The 13600-nt window shown below is 74.2% G+C and carries 17 protein-coding genes; 10 read left to right on the top strand and 7 right to left on the bottom strand.

All coding sequences use genetic code 11. From position 1 onward, the window contains the following. Positions 1–2: 2 nt before the first annotated feature. The 3 genes from DQ244_RS07490 to DQ244_RS07480 are packed head-to-tail and all read right to left on the bottom strand — an operon-like array spanning position 3 to position 1983. Positions 3–641: an alpha/beta family hydrolase gene (locus tag DQ244_RS07490; RefSeq protein ID WP_113810857.1), complete on the bottom strand. Its 639-nt coding sequence runs from the start codon at positions 639–641 to the stop codon at positions 3–5. Then, the gene (locus DQ244_RS07485) at positions 638–1306 is read right to left on the bottom strand and encodes an HAD family hydrolase (RefSeq protein ID WP_113810856.1); all 669 of its coding nucleotides are present in this window, start codon (positions 1304–1306) and stop codon (positions 638–640) included. Before DQ244_RS07485 ends, DQ244_RS07490 begins: the two co-directional genes overlap by 4 nt. Beyond that, positions 1303–1983, bottom strand: coding sequence for a DedA family protein (locus DQ244_RS07480; RefSeq protein WP_113810855.1), 681 nt, complete (start codon positions 1981–1983; stop codon positions 1303–1305). The genes DQ244_RS07485 and DQ244_RS07480 overlap by 4 nt, the downstream gene beginning before the upstream one ends. Positions 1984–2054: 71 nt before the next feature. Between DQ244_RS07480 and DQ244_RS07475 the strand changes: the two genes are divergently transcribed. Next, entirely contained in the window at positions 2055–3353 is a 1299-nt protein-coding gene (locus tag DQ244_RS07475; RefSeq protein WP_113810854.1) for an amidohydrolase family protein, read from the top strand. Positions 3354–3357: 4 nt separating this feature from the next. Here the strand turns inward: DQ244_RS07475 and DQ244_RS07470 are convergent, their stop codons facing one another. Next, complete coding sequence (locus tag DQ244_RS07470) at positions 3358–3831, bottom strand: hypothetical protein (RefSeq protein WP_113810853.1); 474 nt, start codon at positions 3829–3831, stop codon at positions 3358–3360. Positions 3832–3988: 157 nt separating this feature from the next. Between DQ244_RS07470 and DQ244_RS07465 the strand changes: the two genes are divergently transcribed. Together DQ244_RS07465 and DQ244_RS07460 are read left to right on the top strand one after the other, a co-directional pair. Continuing rightward, positions 3989–4342, top strand: a complete 354-nt coding sequence (locus DQ244_RS07465; RefSeq protein ID WP_233491243.1) for a helix-turn-helix transcriptional regulator — start codon at positions 3989–3991, stop codon at positions 4340–4342. Further along, a complete protein-coding gene (locus DQ244_RS07460) occupies positions 4339–4824 on the top strand; it encodes an SRPBCC family protein (protein WP_113810852.1) in 486 nt (161 codons plus the stop codon). Before DQ244_RS07465 ends, DQ244_RS07460 begins: the two co-directional genes overlap by 4 nt. 4 nt (positions 4825–4828) lie before the next feature. On the opposite strand, the gene DQ244_RS07455 is transcribed toward DQ244_RS07460, so the two are convergent. Beyond that, the gene (locus DQ244_RS07455) at positions 4829–5185 is read right to left on the bottom strand and encodes a cupin domain-containing protein (protein WP_199580275.1); all 357 of its coding nucleotides are present in this window, start codon (positions 5183–5185) and stop codon (positions 4829–4831) included. 28 nt (positions 5186–5213) lie between these two features. Next, positions 5214–6020 (bottom strand): MBL fold metallo-hydrolase, encoded by an 807-nt coding sequence (locus DQ244_RS07450; RefSeq protein WP_113811114.1) that lies wholly within the window; start codon positions 6018–6020, stop codon positions 5214–5216. 43 nt (positions 6021–6063) lie between these two features. Between DQ244_RS07450 and DQ244_RS07445 the strand changes: the two genes are divergently transcribed. The 5 genes from DQ244_RS07445 (at position 6064) to DQ244_RS07425 (ending at position 11305) form a co-directional block, all read left to right on the top strand. Then, positions 6064–7578: a TldD/PmbA family protein gene (locus tag DQ244_RS07445; RefSeq protein ID WP_199580274.1), complete on the top strand. Its 1515-nt coding sequence runs from the start codon at positions 6064–6066 to the stop codon at positions 7576–7578. Positions 7579–7657: 79 nt separating this feature from the next. Beyond that, positions 7658–9040 carry a metallopeptidase TldD-related protein gene (locus DQ244_RS07440; protein ID WP_113810851.1) on the top strand — a complete coding sequence of 461 codons (1383 nt, stop codon included), beginning with the start codon at positions 7658–7660 and terminating at the stop codon, positions 9038–9040. 226 nt (positions 9041–9266) lie between these two features. Next, the gene (locus tag DQ244_RS07435) at positions 9267–9569 is read left to right on the top strand and encodes a hypothetical protein (RefSeq protein ID WP_113810850.1); all 303 of its coding nucleotides are present in this window, start codon (positions 9267–9269) and stop codon (positions 9567–9569) included. A gap of 96 nt (positions 9570–9665) precedes the next feature. Then, positions 9666–10100 (top strand): hypothetical protein, encoded by a 435-nt coding sequence (locus DQ244_RS07430; RefSeq protein ID WP_199580273.1) that lies wholly within the window; start codon positions 9666–9668, stop codon positions 10098–10100. 179 nt (positions 10101–10279) lie between these two features. Further along, entirely contained in the window at positions 10280–11305 is a 1026-nt protein-coding gene (locus tag DQ244_RS07425) for a C40 family peptidase (protein WP_113810848.1), read from the top strand. Here DQ244_RS07425 and DQ244_RS07420 read toward each other — a convergent pair. Then, the gene (locus DQ244_RS07420; protein WP_199580272.1) at positions 11295–11864 is read right to left on the bottom strand and encodes a YdeI family protein; all 570 of its coding nucleotides are present in this window, start codon (positions 11862–11864) and stop codon (positions 11295–11297) included. The genes DQ244_RS07425 and DQ244_RS07420 overlap by 11 nt on opposite strands. A 64-nt stretch (positions 11865–11928) precedes the next feature. On the opposite strand from DQ244_RS07420, the gene DQ244_RS07415 reads away from it, so the two are divergent. Continuing rightward, positions 11929–12669, top strand: coding sequence for a histidine phosphatase family protein (locus tag DQ244_RS07415; RefSeq protein ID WP_113810846.1), 741 nt, complete (start codon positions 11929–11931; stop codon positions 12667–12669). Further along, positions 12650–13540, top strand: a complete 891-nt coding sequence (locus DQ244_RS07410) for an NAD(P)H-hydrate dehydratase (RefSeq protein WP_113810845.1) — start codon at positions 12650–12652, stop codon at positions 13538–13540. The genes DQ244_RS07415 and DQ244_RS07410 overlap by 20 nt, the downstream gene beginning before the upstream one ends. Positions 13541–13600 lie beyond the last annotated feature (60 nt).

Genomic DNA, 13600 nt, shown 5'->3' with positions numbered 1-13600 from the left:
GATCAGCGCGGTAGCACCTCGGTGAGCCACGACATCGCCGCCGCGGCGACCAGGTGCGGGTTCTTCCTCAGCGAGTGGTCACCCGGGACGGCGTACACCGACGCCCCCGGGTGTCCCCGCAGTGCCGCGGCGACGTGCTCGGGGAGGCCCATGGCGTCGGTCTCGCCCTGCACCACGACCAGAGGCACCGGCACGGCGACGAGCTCGGGGGCCCGGCTCTTCGCCGGCCTGCCCGGCGGGTGCAGGGGGAACGCCAGGGACAGCACCCCGGCCGCCCCCTGGTCCGCCGCCGTCCGGCAGGCCACCCGTGCCCCGGCGCTGCGGCCGCCCAGCACCAGCCGCCCCGGCAGCCGGTCCAGCACCCGCAGCCGGTCCAGCACGGCGTGCCACGCCTCGTCCAGCCGCGGCGGTGCGGGCGCGATCCGCTTTCCCGCCACGCGCCACGGCTGGTCCACCCGGTGCACCAGCCAGCCCGCGGCCACGGCCTCGGCCGCGAGCGCGGCCAGGTCCTCGGACTCCGACCCACCGCCCGCACCGTGCCCGAGCACCAGCGTGCCCGCGCCACCGTCCCCGGCCGACACCACCCGCGCCGGGCCGTGCGGGGTGTCGACCGGCAGCTCCGACGGGGATCCGGACGTCATGCGGGCAGCGCCAGCAGCGCGTCCACGGCACCGGCCAGGTCCTCGGCCCGCACGTGCGCCGGCTCGTACACCGCCGGGTACACCCGCTCGCTGCGCGGGAACCACGCCCCGGTGAGGCCGGCCCGCTGCGCGCCCAGCACGTCCCACCCGTGCGCGGCCACCAGCGCGAGGCGCTCCGGTGCCACGGCGCACGCGCCGGCCGCCCAGAGGTAGACCTCGCGGGCCGGCTTCCAGGCGCGGATCGCCTCGCTGGACATCGTCGCCGAGACCAGCGGTGCGATCCCGCCGCGCCCCAGCGCCGCCTCGGCGATCCCGGGCGACCCGTGCGACAGCGTCACCACCCGCACCCCGGCCGAGACCAGCCGGCGCAGCACGGGCTCGACGTCCGGGTGCGGCGAGAGCTCCCCGAACGCGCTCACGACCCGAGCGCGGGCGTCGTCGTCCAGCGGGCTCTCCTGGGCCAGCGCCGCGTCGAACGCGTCCCGGAAGGGGAACCAGTCGCCCACCATCGACGCGGCGAAGCCGGTCATCAGCGTGCGCGCGAACACCGTCCCGAGCAGCCCCTCGGGCTGCCCCGCCTCGACCAGCGCGGCCCTCACGGGGCCCAGGTCGAGCAACGTCTCGTTGACGTCGAAGGCCACGACCTCGGGGCGGCGGCGCGTCATTCGGCCTGGTCGCGCTCGTCGGGCGGCAGGTGCGCTCCGGCCGTCGGCGGCCGCTGCAGGCCGCCGCTGAACTTCTTGTAGAGGAACCAGGCCACGAACGCGACGACGGCGGCGACCACGGCGTAGTCCAGGTACTTGAGGTTCGCCCGCACGAAGTCGCCCGCCGCCACCCCGAGCCCGATGAGCAGGCTGTTCCACAGCAGGCTCCCGGCGGTGGTGAACAGCAGGAACTGACCCACCGGCATCCGGACGACGCCGGCCGGCACCGAGATGAAGCTGCGCACGATCGGCACCATCCGGCCGAAGAAGACCGCCGACCGCCCGTGCCGCTCGAACCACGCGAAGGTCTTGTCCACGTCCTCGGTCTCCACCAGCGGCAGCCGGTCGAGGAAGGCGTGCGACCGGCGCGGGCCGAGCGCGCGGCCGACGTAGTAGAAGAAGATCGCGCCGAGCACCGAACCCAGCGTCGCGAACAGCACGACCGGGACGACGTTCATCTCGCCCTCGTTGATCAGCACGCCGGCCAGGCCCAGCACCGCCTCGCTGGGGATCGGCGGGATGACGGTCTCGGCCAGGATGCTCAGCCCCACGCCCACCGGGCCGAGGGACTGGACGAGATCGAGCAGGAAGCCGGTGATCCCACCCTCGTCGGTGGCGGCTGCGGCGAGGGGGTCCATGGCCCCACGGTATCGGCGGGTGCGGAGCGCTGCCGCGACGCGTGCTGCCCACGGCACTACCGTCGGGAGGCATGCGCCAGCGCTTCACCGCCCGGGCCGCGGTTCTCGGCGACCGTGCGGGAACCGTCGTCCCGGACGCCGTCGTGGACGTCGCCGACGGGCGGATCACCTGGGTCGGCCCGGCCGCGGAGGCGCCGGACCCCGGGGACGCCGAGCTCGTCGCGGTCCCCGGGGTGCTCACCCCGGGCCTGGTCAACACCCACTCGCACGCCGCGATGGTGCTGTTCCGCGGCCAGGGGGAGGGGCTGCCGCTGGACCGCTGGCTGCAGGAGGTGATGTGGCCGCGCGAGGCCCGCCTCACCCCGGAGGACGTCGAGGTCGCCATGACCGCCGCGTCGGCGGAGATGCTCGGCAACGGCATCACCACCAGCGTGGAGATGTACTTCCAGCCCGAGCGGATCGCCGCCGCCGTCGGCACCACCGGCGCGCGGGCCGTCATCGCCACGCCGCTGCTCCCGCTGCCCGGCATGCCGCCGGTCGCCGAGCAGCTCGAGGCCGCCGTCTCCCTGGCCGCCACCGCTCCGGACGACGGCACGGTCGAGTACGGCATCGGCCCGCACGCGGCCTACACCGTGCCGCTCCCGGTGCTCGCCGACGCGGCCCGCGCCGCCCGCGAGCACGGCCTGCTGCTGCACCTGCACGTCGCCGAGACCGCCACCGAGGGCGCCGACCTGCTCGCGCAGCACGGGCTGTCCGTCCCGGCGCTGCTCGCCTCCTACGACGTCCTCGGGGGCCGGGTCCTCGCCGCGCACTGCGTGCACCTGGACGACGCCGACCTGGAGCTGTGGCAGGAGTACGACGTCGCCGTCGCGCACTGCCCCGCCAGCAACGCCAAGCTGGCCAGCGGCGTCGCCCCGCTGCGCCCGATGCTGGACCGCGGCATCCGGGTGGGCCTGGGCACCGACGGGCCTGCCTCGAACGACTCCCTCGACCTGTTCGCCGACCTCCGGCTGGCCGCCGGCCTGGCGCGGCTGCGCGAGCGGTCGGCCACCGCGCTGACCGCGGCCGAGGCGTTCTGGCTGGCCACGGGCGCGGCGGCCGACGCGATCGGACGCCCGGACCTCGGCCGGCTCGAGGCCGGCCGCCGAGCCGACCTCGTGCACGTCGACACCCGTGACCTCGTCTTCGAGCCCGTGGGCGACCCCGAGGACGTGCTCGCCCACCTGGTGTGGTCCGGCGCCGGCCGGCACGTCCGCGACGTCTGGGTGGGCGGCCGTCCGGTCGTCCGCGACGGCGCCGGCACCACGGTCGACGTCGACGCGCTGCGCGCCGACGTCGCCGAGCGCGCCGCCCGGCTCGCTGCCGGCTGAGCGCTCAGGTTTCCGACCGCAGCGCGTCGTCGGTCCACGCGTAGAGCCGGTCGTCGAGCACGACGGTCACCCAGCCGTCGCACAGCAGGGCCGGCCCCTCGCCGAGGTCCGGCCAGTCGCCACCGCCGTCGAAGGGCATGCCGACCCGGGGCAGCTCGGTGCAGTCGGCGGGCGGCGTGGCGCCGGGCAGGTCCAGGTCCACCCGCACGCTGCCGCCGTCGTCCCCCGAGGCGGCACCCGGCCGGACGACCGTGACGTCCGTGCCCGCTGCCCGGCTCCAGCCGGGCACGTCGCCGCGGGGCGCGCGCTCCGCCGTGGCGTACCCCGCCGTGTCGGTGTGGCCCTGCAGCTCGGCCAGCACCTCGCCCGGGGTGTCGATGCCGGGAGGCATGGTGACCACCATCCCGGCGACCGCCACCCCGCCCAGCGCCACCAGGAAAGCCCCGCCCAGCACCGTCTTCTTCGCTCTGATCGCCATGCTCCGAGCCTCGGGCAGGAGGTCGTCCCCGGGCGTCGGCCGCCGGGATGATCCGCGACTCCGTCCCCGGGAGGACTTTGTTCAACCGATGGGTTGACCACGAGAAGGACCGGGTCTACCGTCTTGTTAAACCGAGAGGTTGAACGAGGAGGAACTGGTGGCAGATCCGCTCTCCCGGGTGTTCTCGGCGCTGGCCGACCCCACCCGGCGGGACATCGTGGCGCGACTCGCGGTCGCCGACGCCACGGTCAACGAGCTCGCCGCGCCCTACGACGTGACCGTCCAGGCCGTCTCCAAGCACCTCCGGGTGCTGGAGGACGCCGGCCTGGTGAGCCGGAGCCGGGAGGCGCAACGCCGCCCGGTGCACCTCGAGGCCGAGGTGTTCGACCTGATGACGAAGTGGATCGAGCGCTACCGGCGCCAGGCCGAGGAGCGCTACCGCCGTCTCGACGACGTCCTGCGGTCGATGCCGGACGCCGACCCCCCACCCCCGGAGGAGAACCCGCGATGACCAGCACCACGCACCACGAGACCCAGATCGTCTGCGACCCCGACGTCCCCCTCGTCCGCATCGTGCGCGAGTTCGACGCTCCGCCGGAGAAGGTGTTCCGGGCGCACGTCGACCCGGAGCTGTTCGCCCGGTGGGTCGGGCCCCGGGGCATGGGGATCCGCATCGACCGCCACGACTGCCGCTCCGGTGGCTCCTACCGCTACGTGATGTCGCAGGACGGCGAGGACTACGCGTTTAACGGCGTCTTCCACGAGGTGCGCCAGGACGAGCTCATCGTGCAGACGTTCGCGTTCGAGGGGATGCCCGACGACGTCGCCCTGGAGCGGATCGTGCTCGAGGACCTGGGGAACGGGCGCACCCGGCTCACCTCGACCTCGCTGGTCGACTCGTTCGAGGGGCGGGACGGCTTCGTCGCCAGCGGTATGGAGGTCGGCGTGAACGACGGCTACGAGAAGCTCGACGCCCTCCTCGCCGAGGGCTGAGCGCTCAGCCGGTGGGAGCGTCGCGGCCGGCCTGCTGCGCCGGCGGGGCGGTGGCCTCGACGGCGGTCAGCTCCTCGACGATCTCGTAGGTGTGCTCGACGCCGGCCGGCACGACCCACGAATCACCCGGGCCCAGGTCGAGGGTCCCGTCCTCGCTCACCAGCCGAGCGCGACCGGAGATGACGTAGCCGACCGTCTCGTAGTCGCGCGCCGCCTGGGGCTTGCCACTGCTGGCGGGCTGCTCCGACCAGAGCCGCATGGCGACCCTCGACCCGGAGGCCAGGTACCGCTGGCCCATCCCGCCGGTGCTGGCAGCGGTCACGGTGATCTTGTCGACGCCGTCGTCGGTGTGGTGGCTCACGGCACGCCGGTACCCGCGCCGGGATGGGCTACGCCCGCAGGCTGATGGTCTCGCCGCGGTGGGCCGGGCGCACCGTGCCGGGCAGCCGCCGGCGGGCCACCTCGGCGACGAAGTCGCCCAGCGGGGAGGCGAAGCGGTCGTAGTCGTCGTAGTGCACCGGCACGGTCACCGGCGGCTTCAGCAGCTCCACCAGGTCCGCGCCCTGCCGGTCGTCCATCGTGACCGTCAGGCCGAGCGCCTTGGTGCCGCCGAGGTGCGGGATGACGACGTCCAGCGGCCCGCACCGCTCCAGCACCTCGCCCAGGAACGGCCGGAACAGCGTGTCGCCGCTGATGTAGCCCCGCCAGCTCACCTCGTCGCCGCGCACCAGCTCCAGCACGCTGCCCATGACCGGCGGCAGCACCTTCGCCAGCGGCCCCGGCCCGTGCACCCCGGGCACCGAGGTGATCCGCAGCTCCTCGTCGGTGCCCTGCGCGAGCACGTGCTGCTGCCACGGCCGCAGGTCCGACGTCGCGGCGAAGCCCTTGCGGTTCAGCGCCTTCGCCGCCGCCTGGGTGGTGACGACCGGCGTCGCCTTGTCCAGGTGGCGCGTGGCGATGTCGTCCCAGTGGTCGCCGTGCATGTGCGACAGCAGGATCGCGTCGAGCGGGGGCAGCTGGGTCGGCTGCAGCGCCGGGTCGGTCAGCCGCCGGGTCCACAGCCCCTTGCCGAGGTAGGCGCGCTGGCCGCGGTGCAGGAAGCTCGGGTCGGTGAGCAGGGTGAACGCCCCGACCCGCAGCAGCATCGTGGCGTTGCCGCCGAAGGTCATGGTGACGTCGTCCACGGGGCCGGCCATGCGCACGCGCTTACCCGCGCGCGCCGCTGGTAGACAAGGGTCCGTGCCAGCACCCCGCGCCATCGACGAGGCGTTCCTCGCGCTGCCGCTGTCCGCGCTCACCGACGCCGCCCTGACCCGGGCGGTCGACCTCGGCTGCGAGCACGCCGATCTCCGCGTCGAGCGCATCCGCACCCAGACGATCAGCCTCCGGGACGCCCGCCCCGAGTCCTTCACCGACGGGGAGGACCTGGGCCTCGCCGTGCGGGTGGTGCACGAGGGCACGTGGGGCTTCGCCGCCGGCGTCGTCCTCACCGCGGCCGAGGCCGTGCGCCTGGCCGAGGAGGCCGTCGCGGTCGCGCAGGTCGCCGCCGCGCTGAACCGCGACCGCGTCCAGCTCGCCCCCGAGCCGGTGCACGCCGACGCCACCTTCGTCTCGGCCTACGACGTCGACCCGTTCACCGTGCCCGACGCCGAGAAGTCCGGGCTGCTCACCGAGCTGTCCGAGCAGCTGCTCGCGGCGGACGGCGTCGAGCACGTGCAGGCGAGCTGCATGCTCGTGAAGGAGCAGAAGTACTACGCCGACACCGCCGGCACCCGCACCACCCAGCAGCGCGTGCGCCTCCACCCCGACTTCACCGCGCTCGCCGTCGACCGGTCCACCGGCTCGTTCGAGAGCATGCGCACGCTGGCCCCACCGGCCGGCCGCGGGTGGGAGTACCTGACCGGCACCGGCTGGGACTGGCGCGCGGAGCTCGCCGAGATCCCCGAGCTGCTGCGGGAGAAGACCAAGGCCCCGTCGGTGCAGTCGGGGCGCTACGACCTCGTCGTCGACCCGTCGAACCTGTGGCTGACCATCCACGAGTCCATCGGCCACGCCACCGAGCTCGACCGCGCGCTGGGCTACGAGGCCGCCTACGCCGGCACGTCCTTCGCGACGCCCGACCTGCTCGGCAGCCTGCGGTACGGCTCCCCCCTGATGAACATCACCGGCGACCGCACCGCGCTGCACGGCCTGTCCACCGTCGGCTGGGACGACGAGGGCGTGGCCGCCCAGCAGTGGGACATCGTCCGGGACGGCGTCCTCGTGGGCTACCAGGTCGACCGGAACATGGCCCGCCGGCAGGGCATGGAGCGCTCCAACGGCTGCGCCTTCGCCGATTCGCCCGGCCACGTGCCGGTGCAGCGGATGGCCAACGTGTCGCTGCAGCCCGCGCCCGACGGCCCCTCCACCGAAGACGTCATCGCCGGCGTCGAGCGGGGCGTCTACGTCGTCGGCGACAAGAGCTGGTCGATCGACATGCAGCGCTACAACTTCCAGTTCACCGGCCAGCGGTTCTACAAGATCGAGGGCGGCAGGCTGGCCGGCCAGCTGCGCGACGTCGCCTACCAGGCCACGACGACGGACTTCTGGGGCTCGATGCGCGTCGTCGGCGGGCCGCAGACCTACGTCCTCGGGGGCGCGTTCAACTGCGGCAAGGCCCAGCCCGGCCAGACCGCGGCGGTCAGCCACGGCTGCCCGACGGCGCTGTTCGAGAACGTGAACATCCTGAACACCGTCGAGGAGGCCGGGCGTTGAGCGTTCCGAGAACGACGGTCGAGCGAGCATCGCAGGGAGCGCTAGCGACCGAGGAGCGGAACGAGACCGGAGTCGAGGCATGAGCAGGGCCCAGGACATCGTCGAGCAGGCGCTGGCCGCCTCGAACGCCGACGGGCAGGTCACCTTCGTCGTCGACGGCTCGGAGGCCAACCTGCGCTGGGCGGGCAACAGCCTCACCACCAACGGCGCCATGCGCTCCCGCCAGGTCGTCGTCGTCTCCTTCGTCGACGGCGGCACCGGCATGGCCGCGGGGACCGTGACCCGCAGCGGGACGCCGGACATCGCCGACCTGGTCGCCGCCAGCGAGCAGTCCGCCCGCGACGCCGGCCCCGCCGAGGACGCGATGCCGCTGATCGGTGAGGCCCCCCCGGGCTCCGGGGACTGGGACGCCGACCCCGCGGACACCTCGATCCGCGTCTTCGCCGACTTCGCCCCCGCCCTGGGCCAGGCCTTCGGCGAGGCAGGCGACCGCGGCGAGCTGCTCTACGGCTTCGCCGAGCACTCGATGCGCACCACCTACCTCGGGAGCTCGACCGGCCTGCGGCTCCGTCACGACCAGCCCACCGGCCGGGTCGAGCTCAACGGCAAGACGGCGGACTTCGGCCGCTCGGTGTGGGCCGGCACGAGCACGCGGGACTTCACCGACGTCTCGGTCGCCGACCTCGCCGCGGACGTGGAGCGGAAGATGGCCTGGTCACGACGGCGCATCGACCTGCCCGCCGGGCGCTACGAGACGCTGCTGCCGCCGTCGGCGGTGAGCGACCTGATGATCTACCTCTACTGGACGATGGAGGCGCGGGACGCCGACGAGGGGCGCAACGTGTTCGCCCGGCCCGGTGGCGGCAACCGCATCGGCGACCGGCTGGCGCAGCTGCCCCTGACGCTGCGCAGCGACCCGGCGCACCCCGGTCTGGAGGCAGCGCCCTTCCAGGTCGTCGGGGCGTCCTCGGGCGGGGCGTCGGTGTTCGACAACGGCATGGCCACGCCCGCGGTGAACTGGATCGAGAACGGGGTGCTGGCGAACCTGTTCCGGCCCCGGTCCTGGGCGCTGAAGACGACGGCTCCGGCCGTCGCCGCCGTCGACAACCTGGTCCTCGAGGACCCGACGGCGACCGCCTCGCAGGAGGAGATGGTCGCGGCCACCGAGCGCGGCCTGCTGCTGACCACGCTCTGGTACATCCGCGAGGTCGATCCGCAGACCCTGCTGCTGACCGGGCTCACCCGGGACGGCGTCTTCCTCGTCGAGGGCGGCGAGGTGACCGGAGCGGTGAACAACTTCCGCTTCAACGAGTCACCGGTCGACCTGCTCGGCCGCACGGTCCAGGCCGGGCGCACCGAGCAGACCCTGCCCCGGGAGTGGAACGACTGGTTCACCCGCACGGCCATGCCGATGCTGCGGGTGCCGGACTTCAACATGAGCAGCGTCAGCCCCGCCAGCTGAGCGGGGTGGGGGCGTTCCGTCACATTTGGCGACAAGTGGATCTCGGCACCACTGGCGGAAACTGACGGCGACGACACGTGAACGAAGAATTACGCTCGGTTGCGGAACATGAGCAGTCGGAGAGCTTTACCCCAGACCTGGATCTGCCGAAACCTCCCGTAGCTCGAAAATGTCCGTACATCGCACCGGACCCCGCTTCCCGGGGACCGTTCGAGGGGAGGGCTCCGTGAGCAGGAGTCGCAAGCCGTCCGTCTTCCAGGTGGGCAAGGTCCGCGACGACGGGCACACCGTCGTCATCTCCGGCTGGGGCCTGGGCCTCTGCGCCGCGGGCTGCGCCTGCCACCGCCACCCGTCCGCCGGTCACCTCGCGATCTCCGAGGACCAGGCCGGTGGCTCCATCGGTCTGGTCAGCTTCGCCGACGGCGGCTGCGACTGCTGCGAGCCGTGGACCTCCGAGGAGCTCTCGGCGATCCTGCGCGACTTCCAGGCCCTCTCCGGCCTGGAGGCCCAGGAGCCCCTCGCCGGCTGAGCCGGTTCCATCGCCTCGCCTGCGGGGTAGGCGCGTTCCATGCTGGGACGCGCTGCCCTGAGGGGTGCTCTCGCCGGGGTTGCCGGTGTCGCTGCGATGACGATCGGCGAGAAGGCCGAGCAGGCCGTCACCGGGCGTCCCGACAGCTACGTGCCCGCGCGCACGCTCACCGCCCTCACCACCGGCCGCCGGCTCCCGGGCTCGGCCCGGCCGCCGGTGCGCAACCACCTCATGCACTGGGGCACCGGCGCCGCCGTCGGTGCCCTCCGCGGCATCTGGGCCGCCTCGGGCCTCCGCGGCTGGCGGGCCTCGGCCTGGCACACCTCGGTGCGGCTGGCCACCGATCAGACCCTGGAGAACGTCACCGGCGTCGGTGCGCCGCCCTGGACCTGGTCCCGGCGCGACCAGGTCGTCGACGTCGGCCACAAGGCCGTCTACTCGTTCGTCACCGGTGCGCTCGCCGACCGTCTCGTCCCGCTCGCGCCCGACCGCCGGCCCGACGGGACCGCCCGGGGCCCCCGCGTCCGCTGAGCCCGCCCCCGCGCGGGGCGCCCGCTGCTTCCTGTGACGCGTGAGGCAGAAGAGGTCGCCGCAGGTCTTGCGTTGGGCGCGCCGACCACTACTTGTCGACACCGCCTCCCTACGGTCCGTGCTGACGCGCATGGTTGAGGCCCCTTCCCCGGGCCCGGCGCAGGTGATCGGAGGCCACGGTGCAGTCGCAGCGCAGGACCACCCGTCGTCGCCCGCGTGCCGTCCTCGCGGTCGGCGCCGCTCTGATGGCGGCTGCGACGGCGACGCTGACCCCCACGGCGGCCACCGCCGCCCCGGCCGACGCGGCCGAGGCCGCCGAGCTGGTCGCCAAGGCGGCACAGCAGCTCACCGTGATCGAGGCGCAGGTGCACGAGGCGGAGGACATCGTCGCCGCCCAGCAGGACACCGCCGCCACCGCGGCCGCGCAGGCCGAGGCGGCCCGTCAGGCCCTCGCCGTCCACGAGCCCCAGATCCGGGCCATCGCGAAGAGCACCTTCTACGAGCAGGAGTCCCGCGTCGCAACGTTCCTCGTCAGCGACTCCCCCGAGGACCTGGTGCAGCAGATGGCGACGCTGGACATGATCGCCGCGCACACCAACAGCGTCATCGCCGAGGTGGCCGCGGCGCGCTCCGCCGCCGAGCAGGCGCAGGTCGCCGCCGACCAGGCCGCCGCGGACGCGCAGGCCAGCCTCGATCAGCTGGAGGCGCAGCACGCCGAGGTCGAGCGTCGCGCCGCCGAGTACCAGTCGGACCTCGCCCGCCTCTCGGCCGCCGAGCAGGACCGCGTCTCCACGCTGGTCGCCGGTCCCACGCTGGCCACCCCCGACGCCTCCGACCTCCCGGTCGCCCCGAACGGTGCCGCGGCGACCGCCATCGAGGTCGCGCTCTCCAAGGTCGGGCTGCCCTACCGGATGGGCGCTTCCGGGCCGAGCGCCTTCGACTGCTCGGGCCTCACGTCCTACGCCTACGCCGCCGCCGGGGTCACCCTGCCGCGCAGCAGCCGGGCTCAGTCGCAGATCGGCCGCCAGGTCGGCCGCGGCGAGCTCCAGCCCGGCGACCTGGTCTTCTACTACACGCCGATCAGCCACGTAGCCCTCTACATCGGCAACGGCCAGATCGTGCACGCGCGCACCTACGGCACGCCGCTGTCGGTCACCACGGTCGACCAGGGCGGCTTCCGGTTCGGCGTCCGCCTCACGGGCTGACCTCCAGCGACCGCACCGCGGCGGCGATCCGCTTCGCCCGCGTGGCGGCGGTCGCCGCCGTCTGCACCCGCCAGAGGACCGAGTAGCGATCACCGCTGCCGAGCGCGTCGAACGCCGCGCGCGCCCGCGGCGACGCGTCCAGGGCCGCGGCCAGGTCGTCGGGCACCGTGATGGTGGCCGGGCCGGCGTAGGCGCGCTCCCAGCGCCCGTCGGCCTTCGCCGCCTCGACCGCCGCGAGCCCGGCCGGACGCATCCGGCCCTCCGCGATCAGCCGCGCCACGGTCTCCACGTTCTTCAGCGACCACACGCTGCGCGGCCGCCGTGGCGTGATCCGCTGCACGTACCAGGCGTCGTCGATCCGGTTGGCCCGGTCGTCGATCCAGCCGAAGCACAGCAGCACCTCGACCATCCCGGCCCAGTCGACCGAGGGCACCCCCGTGCCCTTCTTCGCGATCTTCACGTAGAGGCCCGGGGCGGTCGCGCCGTGCTCCTCCAGCCACGCCTCCAGAGCGGCCTGGTCGGCGAACGGCAGCACGGGCAGGTCGGTGGGCTCGGTCACGCCCCGATCCTGCTCCGGAGGAGTGACGGTTTCGCGCGGCGACGTCGCGGCTACCGGCGTCCGGGTGAGCGACAGGGGACCGGGACCGGCGTCGATCTGGCTGGTGCGCCACGGCGAGAGCATCGGGAACGTCGCCGATGCCCGCGCGCACGCCGACGGCGCCGGCCGCCTCGAGCTGGACGTCCGCGATCCCGACGTCCCCCTCTCCGACACCGGACGGGGCCAGGCCGAGGCGCTCGGCCGCCACCTCGCCTCGCTGCCCGACGACGAGCGCCCGACCGCCGTCATCAGCTCGCCGTTCACCCGGGCGCTGAGCACCGCGCAGCTGTCCACCGCCGGACTCGACCTGCGCGTGCGCGTCGACGAGCGGCTTCGCGAGCGCGACTTCGGCGCCTTCGACGGCATGACCGGTGCCGGCATCCGCGAGCAGTTCCCCGACGAGGCCCGGCGGCGGGACCTGCTGGGCAAGTTCTACTACCGCCCGCCGGGCGGCGAGAGCTGGGCCGACGTGGCGCTGCGCATCCGCAGCCTGCTGGCCACCGAGGCGCTGCGGCACGACGGCCACCGCCTGCTCGTCGTCGCCCACCAGGCGGTCGTGATGGTGTTCCGCTACGTGCTGGAGGAGCTCACCGAGCAGGAACTGCTCGACGAGGACAGGCGCGAGCAGGTGGCCAACACCTCCCTCACCCGCTACGACGCGGACGCCGACGGCACGCTGCACCTGACCTCGTTCAACGTCGTCGACCACCTGGTCGCCGAGTCCGAGGACGTCACCGAGGAGCCCGATGCCGCACCCGGCCCCTGATCCGACGCTGGTCACGCCCGAGCTGCTGAGGGGCTGGCCGCTGCCCGAGCCGAGCGGCGGCAAGAACGCCCGCGGCTCGATCCTCGTCATCGGTGGCAGCACCGAGACCCTCGGCGCGGTGCTCCTCGCGGCGGAGGCCGCCATGCGGGCCGGCGCCGGCAAGCTCCAGGTGGCGACGGTGGAGTCGCTCGCCCCGTTCGTCGCGACGGCCCTCCCGGAGGCGCTCGTCCGGGCCCTTCCCGAGACGCCGGCCGGAGCGATCAGCGCGAAGGCCGCCGACACCGTCCGCGACCTGGCCGAGGCTGCCGACGCCGTCCTCATCGGCCCGGGCATGGCCGACACGGAGGAGACCCAGGCGTTCGGGGAGCGGCTGCTGCCCCACCTGGCCGGCCCGCTGGCACTGGACGCCCTCGGCCTGGCCTGCGTCACCGCCGACGACGCCGCCGTGCACCACCTGGACGGCCGGGTGGTGTTCACGCCCAATCCCACCGAGCTGGCGTACTCCCTGCACGCCGAGGACGACGCGATCGCCGAGGACCCGGCGGGCTCGGCGCTCGAGCTCGCCGACCGGGCGCGCGCCGTCGTCGGTCTGGGCGGGGCGGTCTCCTGGATCGCGGCCCCGGACGGCTCCGTCTGGCGCGACGAGAGCGGCGAGGCCGGGCTCGGCGTCTCCGGCTCGGGCGACGTGCGCGCCGGGATCACCGGTGGGCTCCTCGCCCGCGGGGCCGATCCCGCCCAGGCCGCGATCTGGGCCGCCTACCTGCACGGCCGGGCAGGGGAGCGGCTGTCGTCGTCGGTCGGCCGGCTGGGCTTCCTGGCCCGCGAGCTGCCGGCGGAGATCCCGCGGGTGCTCGCCGAGATCAGCGGCTGAGAGCCGGCGCCGGCGGCCCGCGTAGGTTCAGTCCCCCACGACCAGCAGCGAGGGAGGCCC

It is taken from the genome of Blastococcus sp. TBT05-19, from assembly GCF_003319095.1.
In the GTDB taxonomy this organism is placed as follows: Bacteria; Actinomycetota; Actinomycetes; order Mycobacteriales; family Geodermatophilaceae; genus Blastococcus.
Note: the sequence above shows the minus strand (reverse complement) of the source record. Positions and strands in the feature narration are given on the sequence as shown.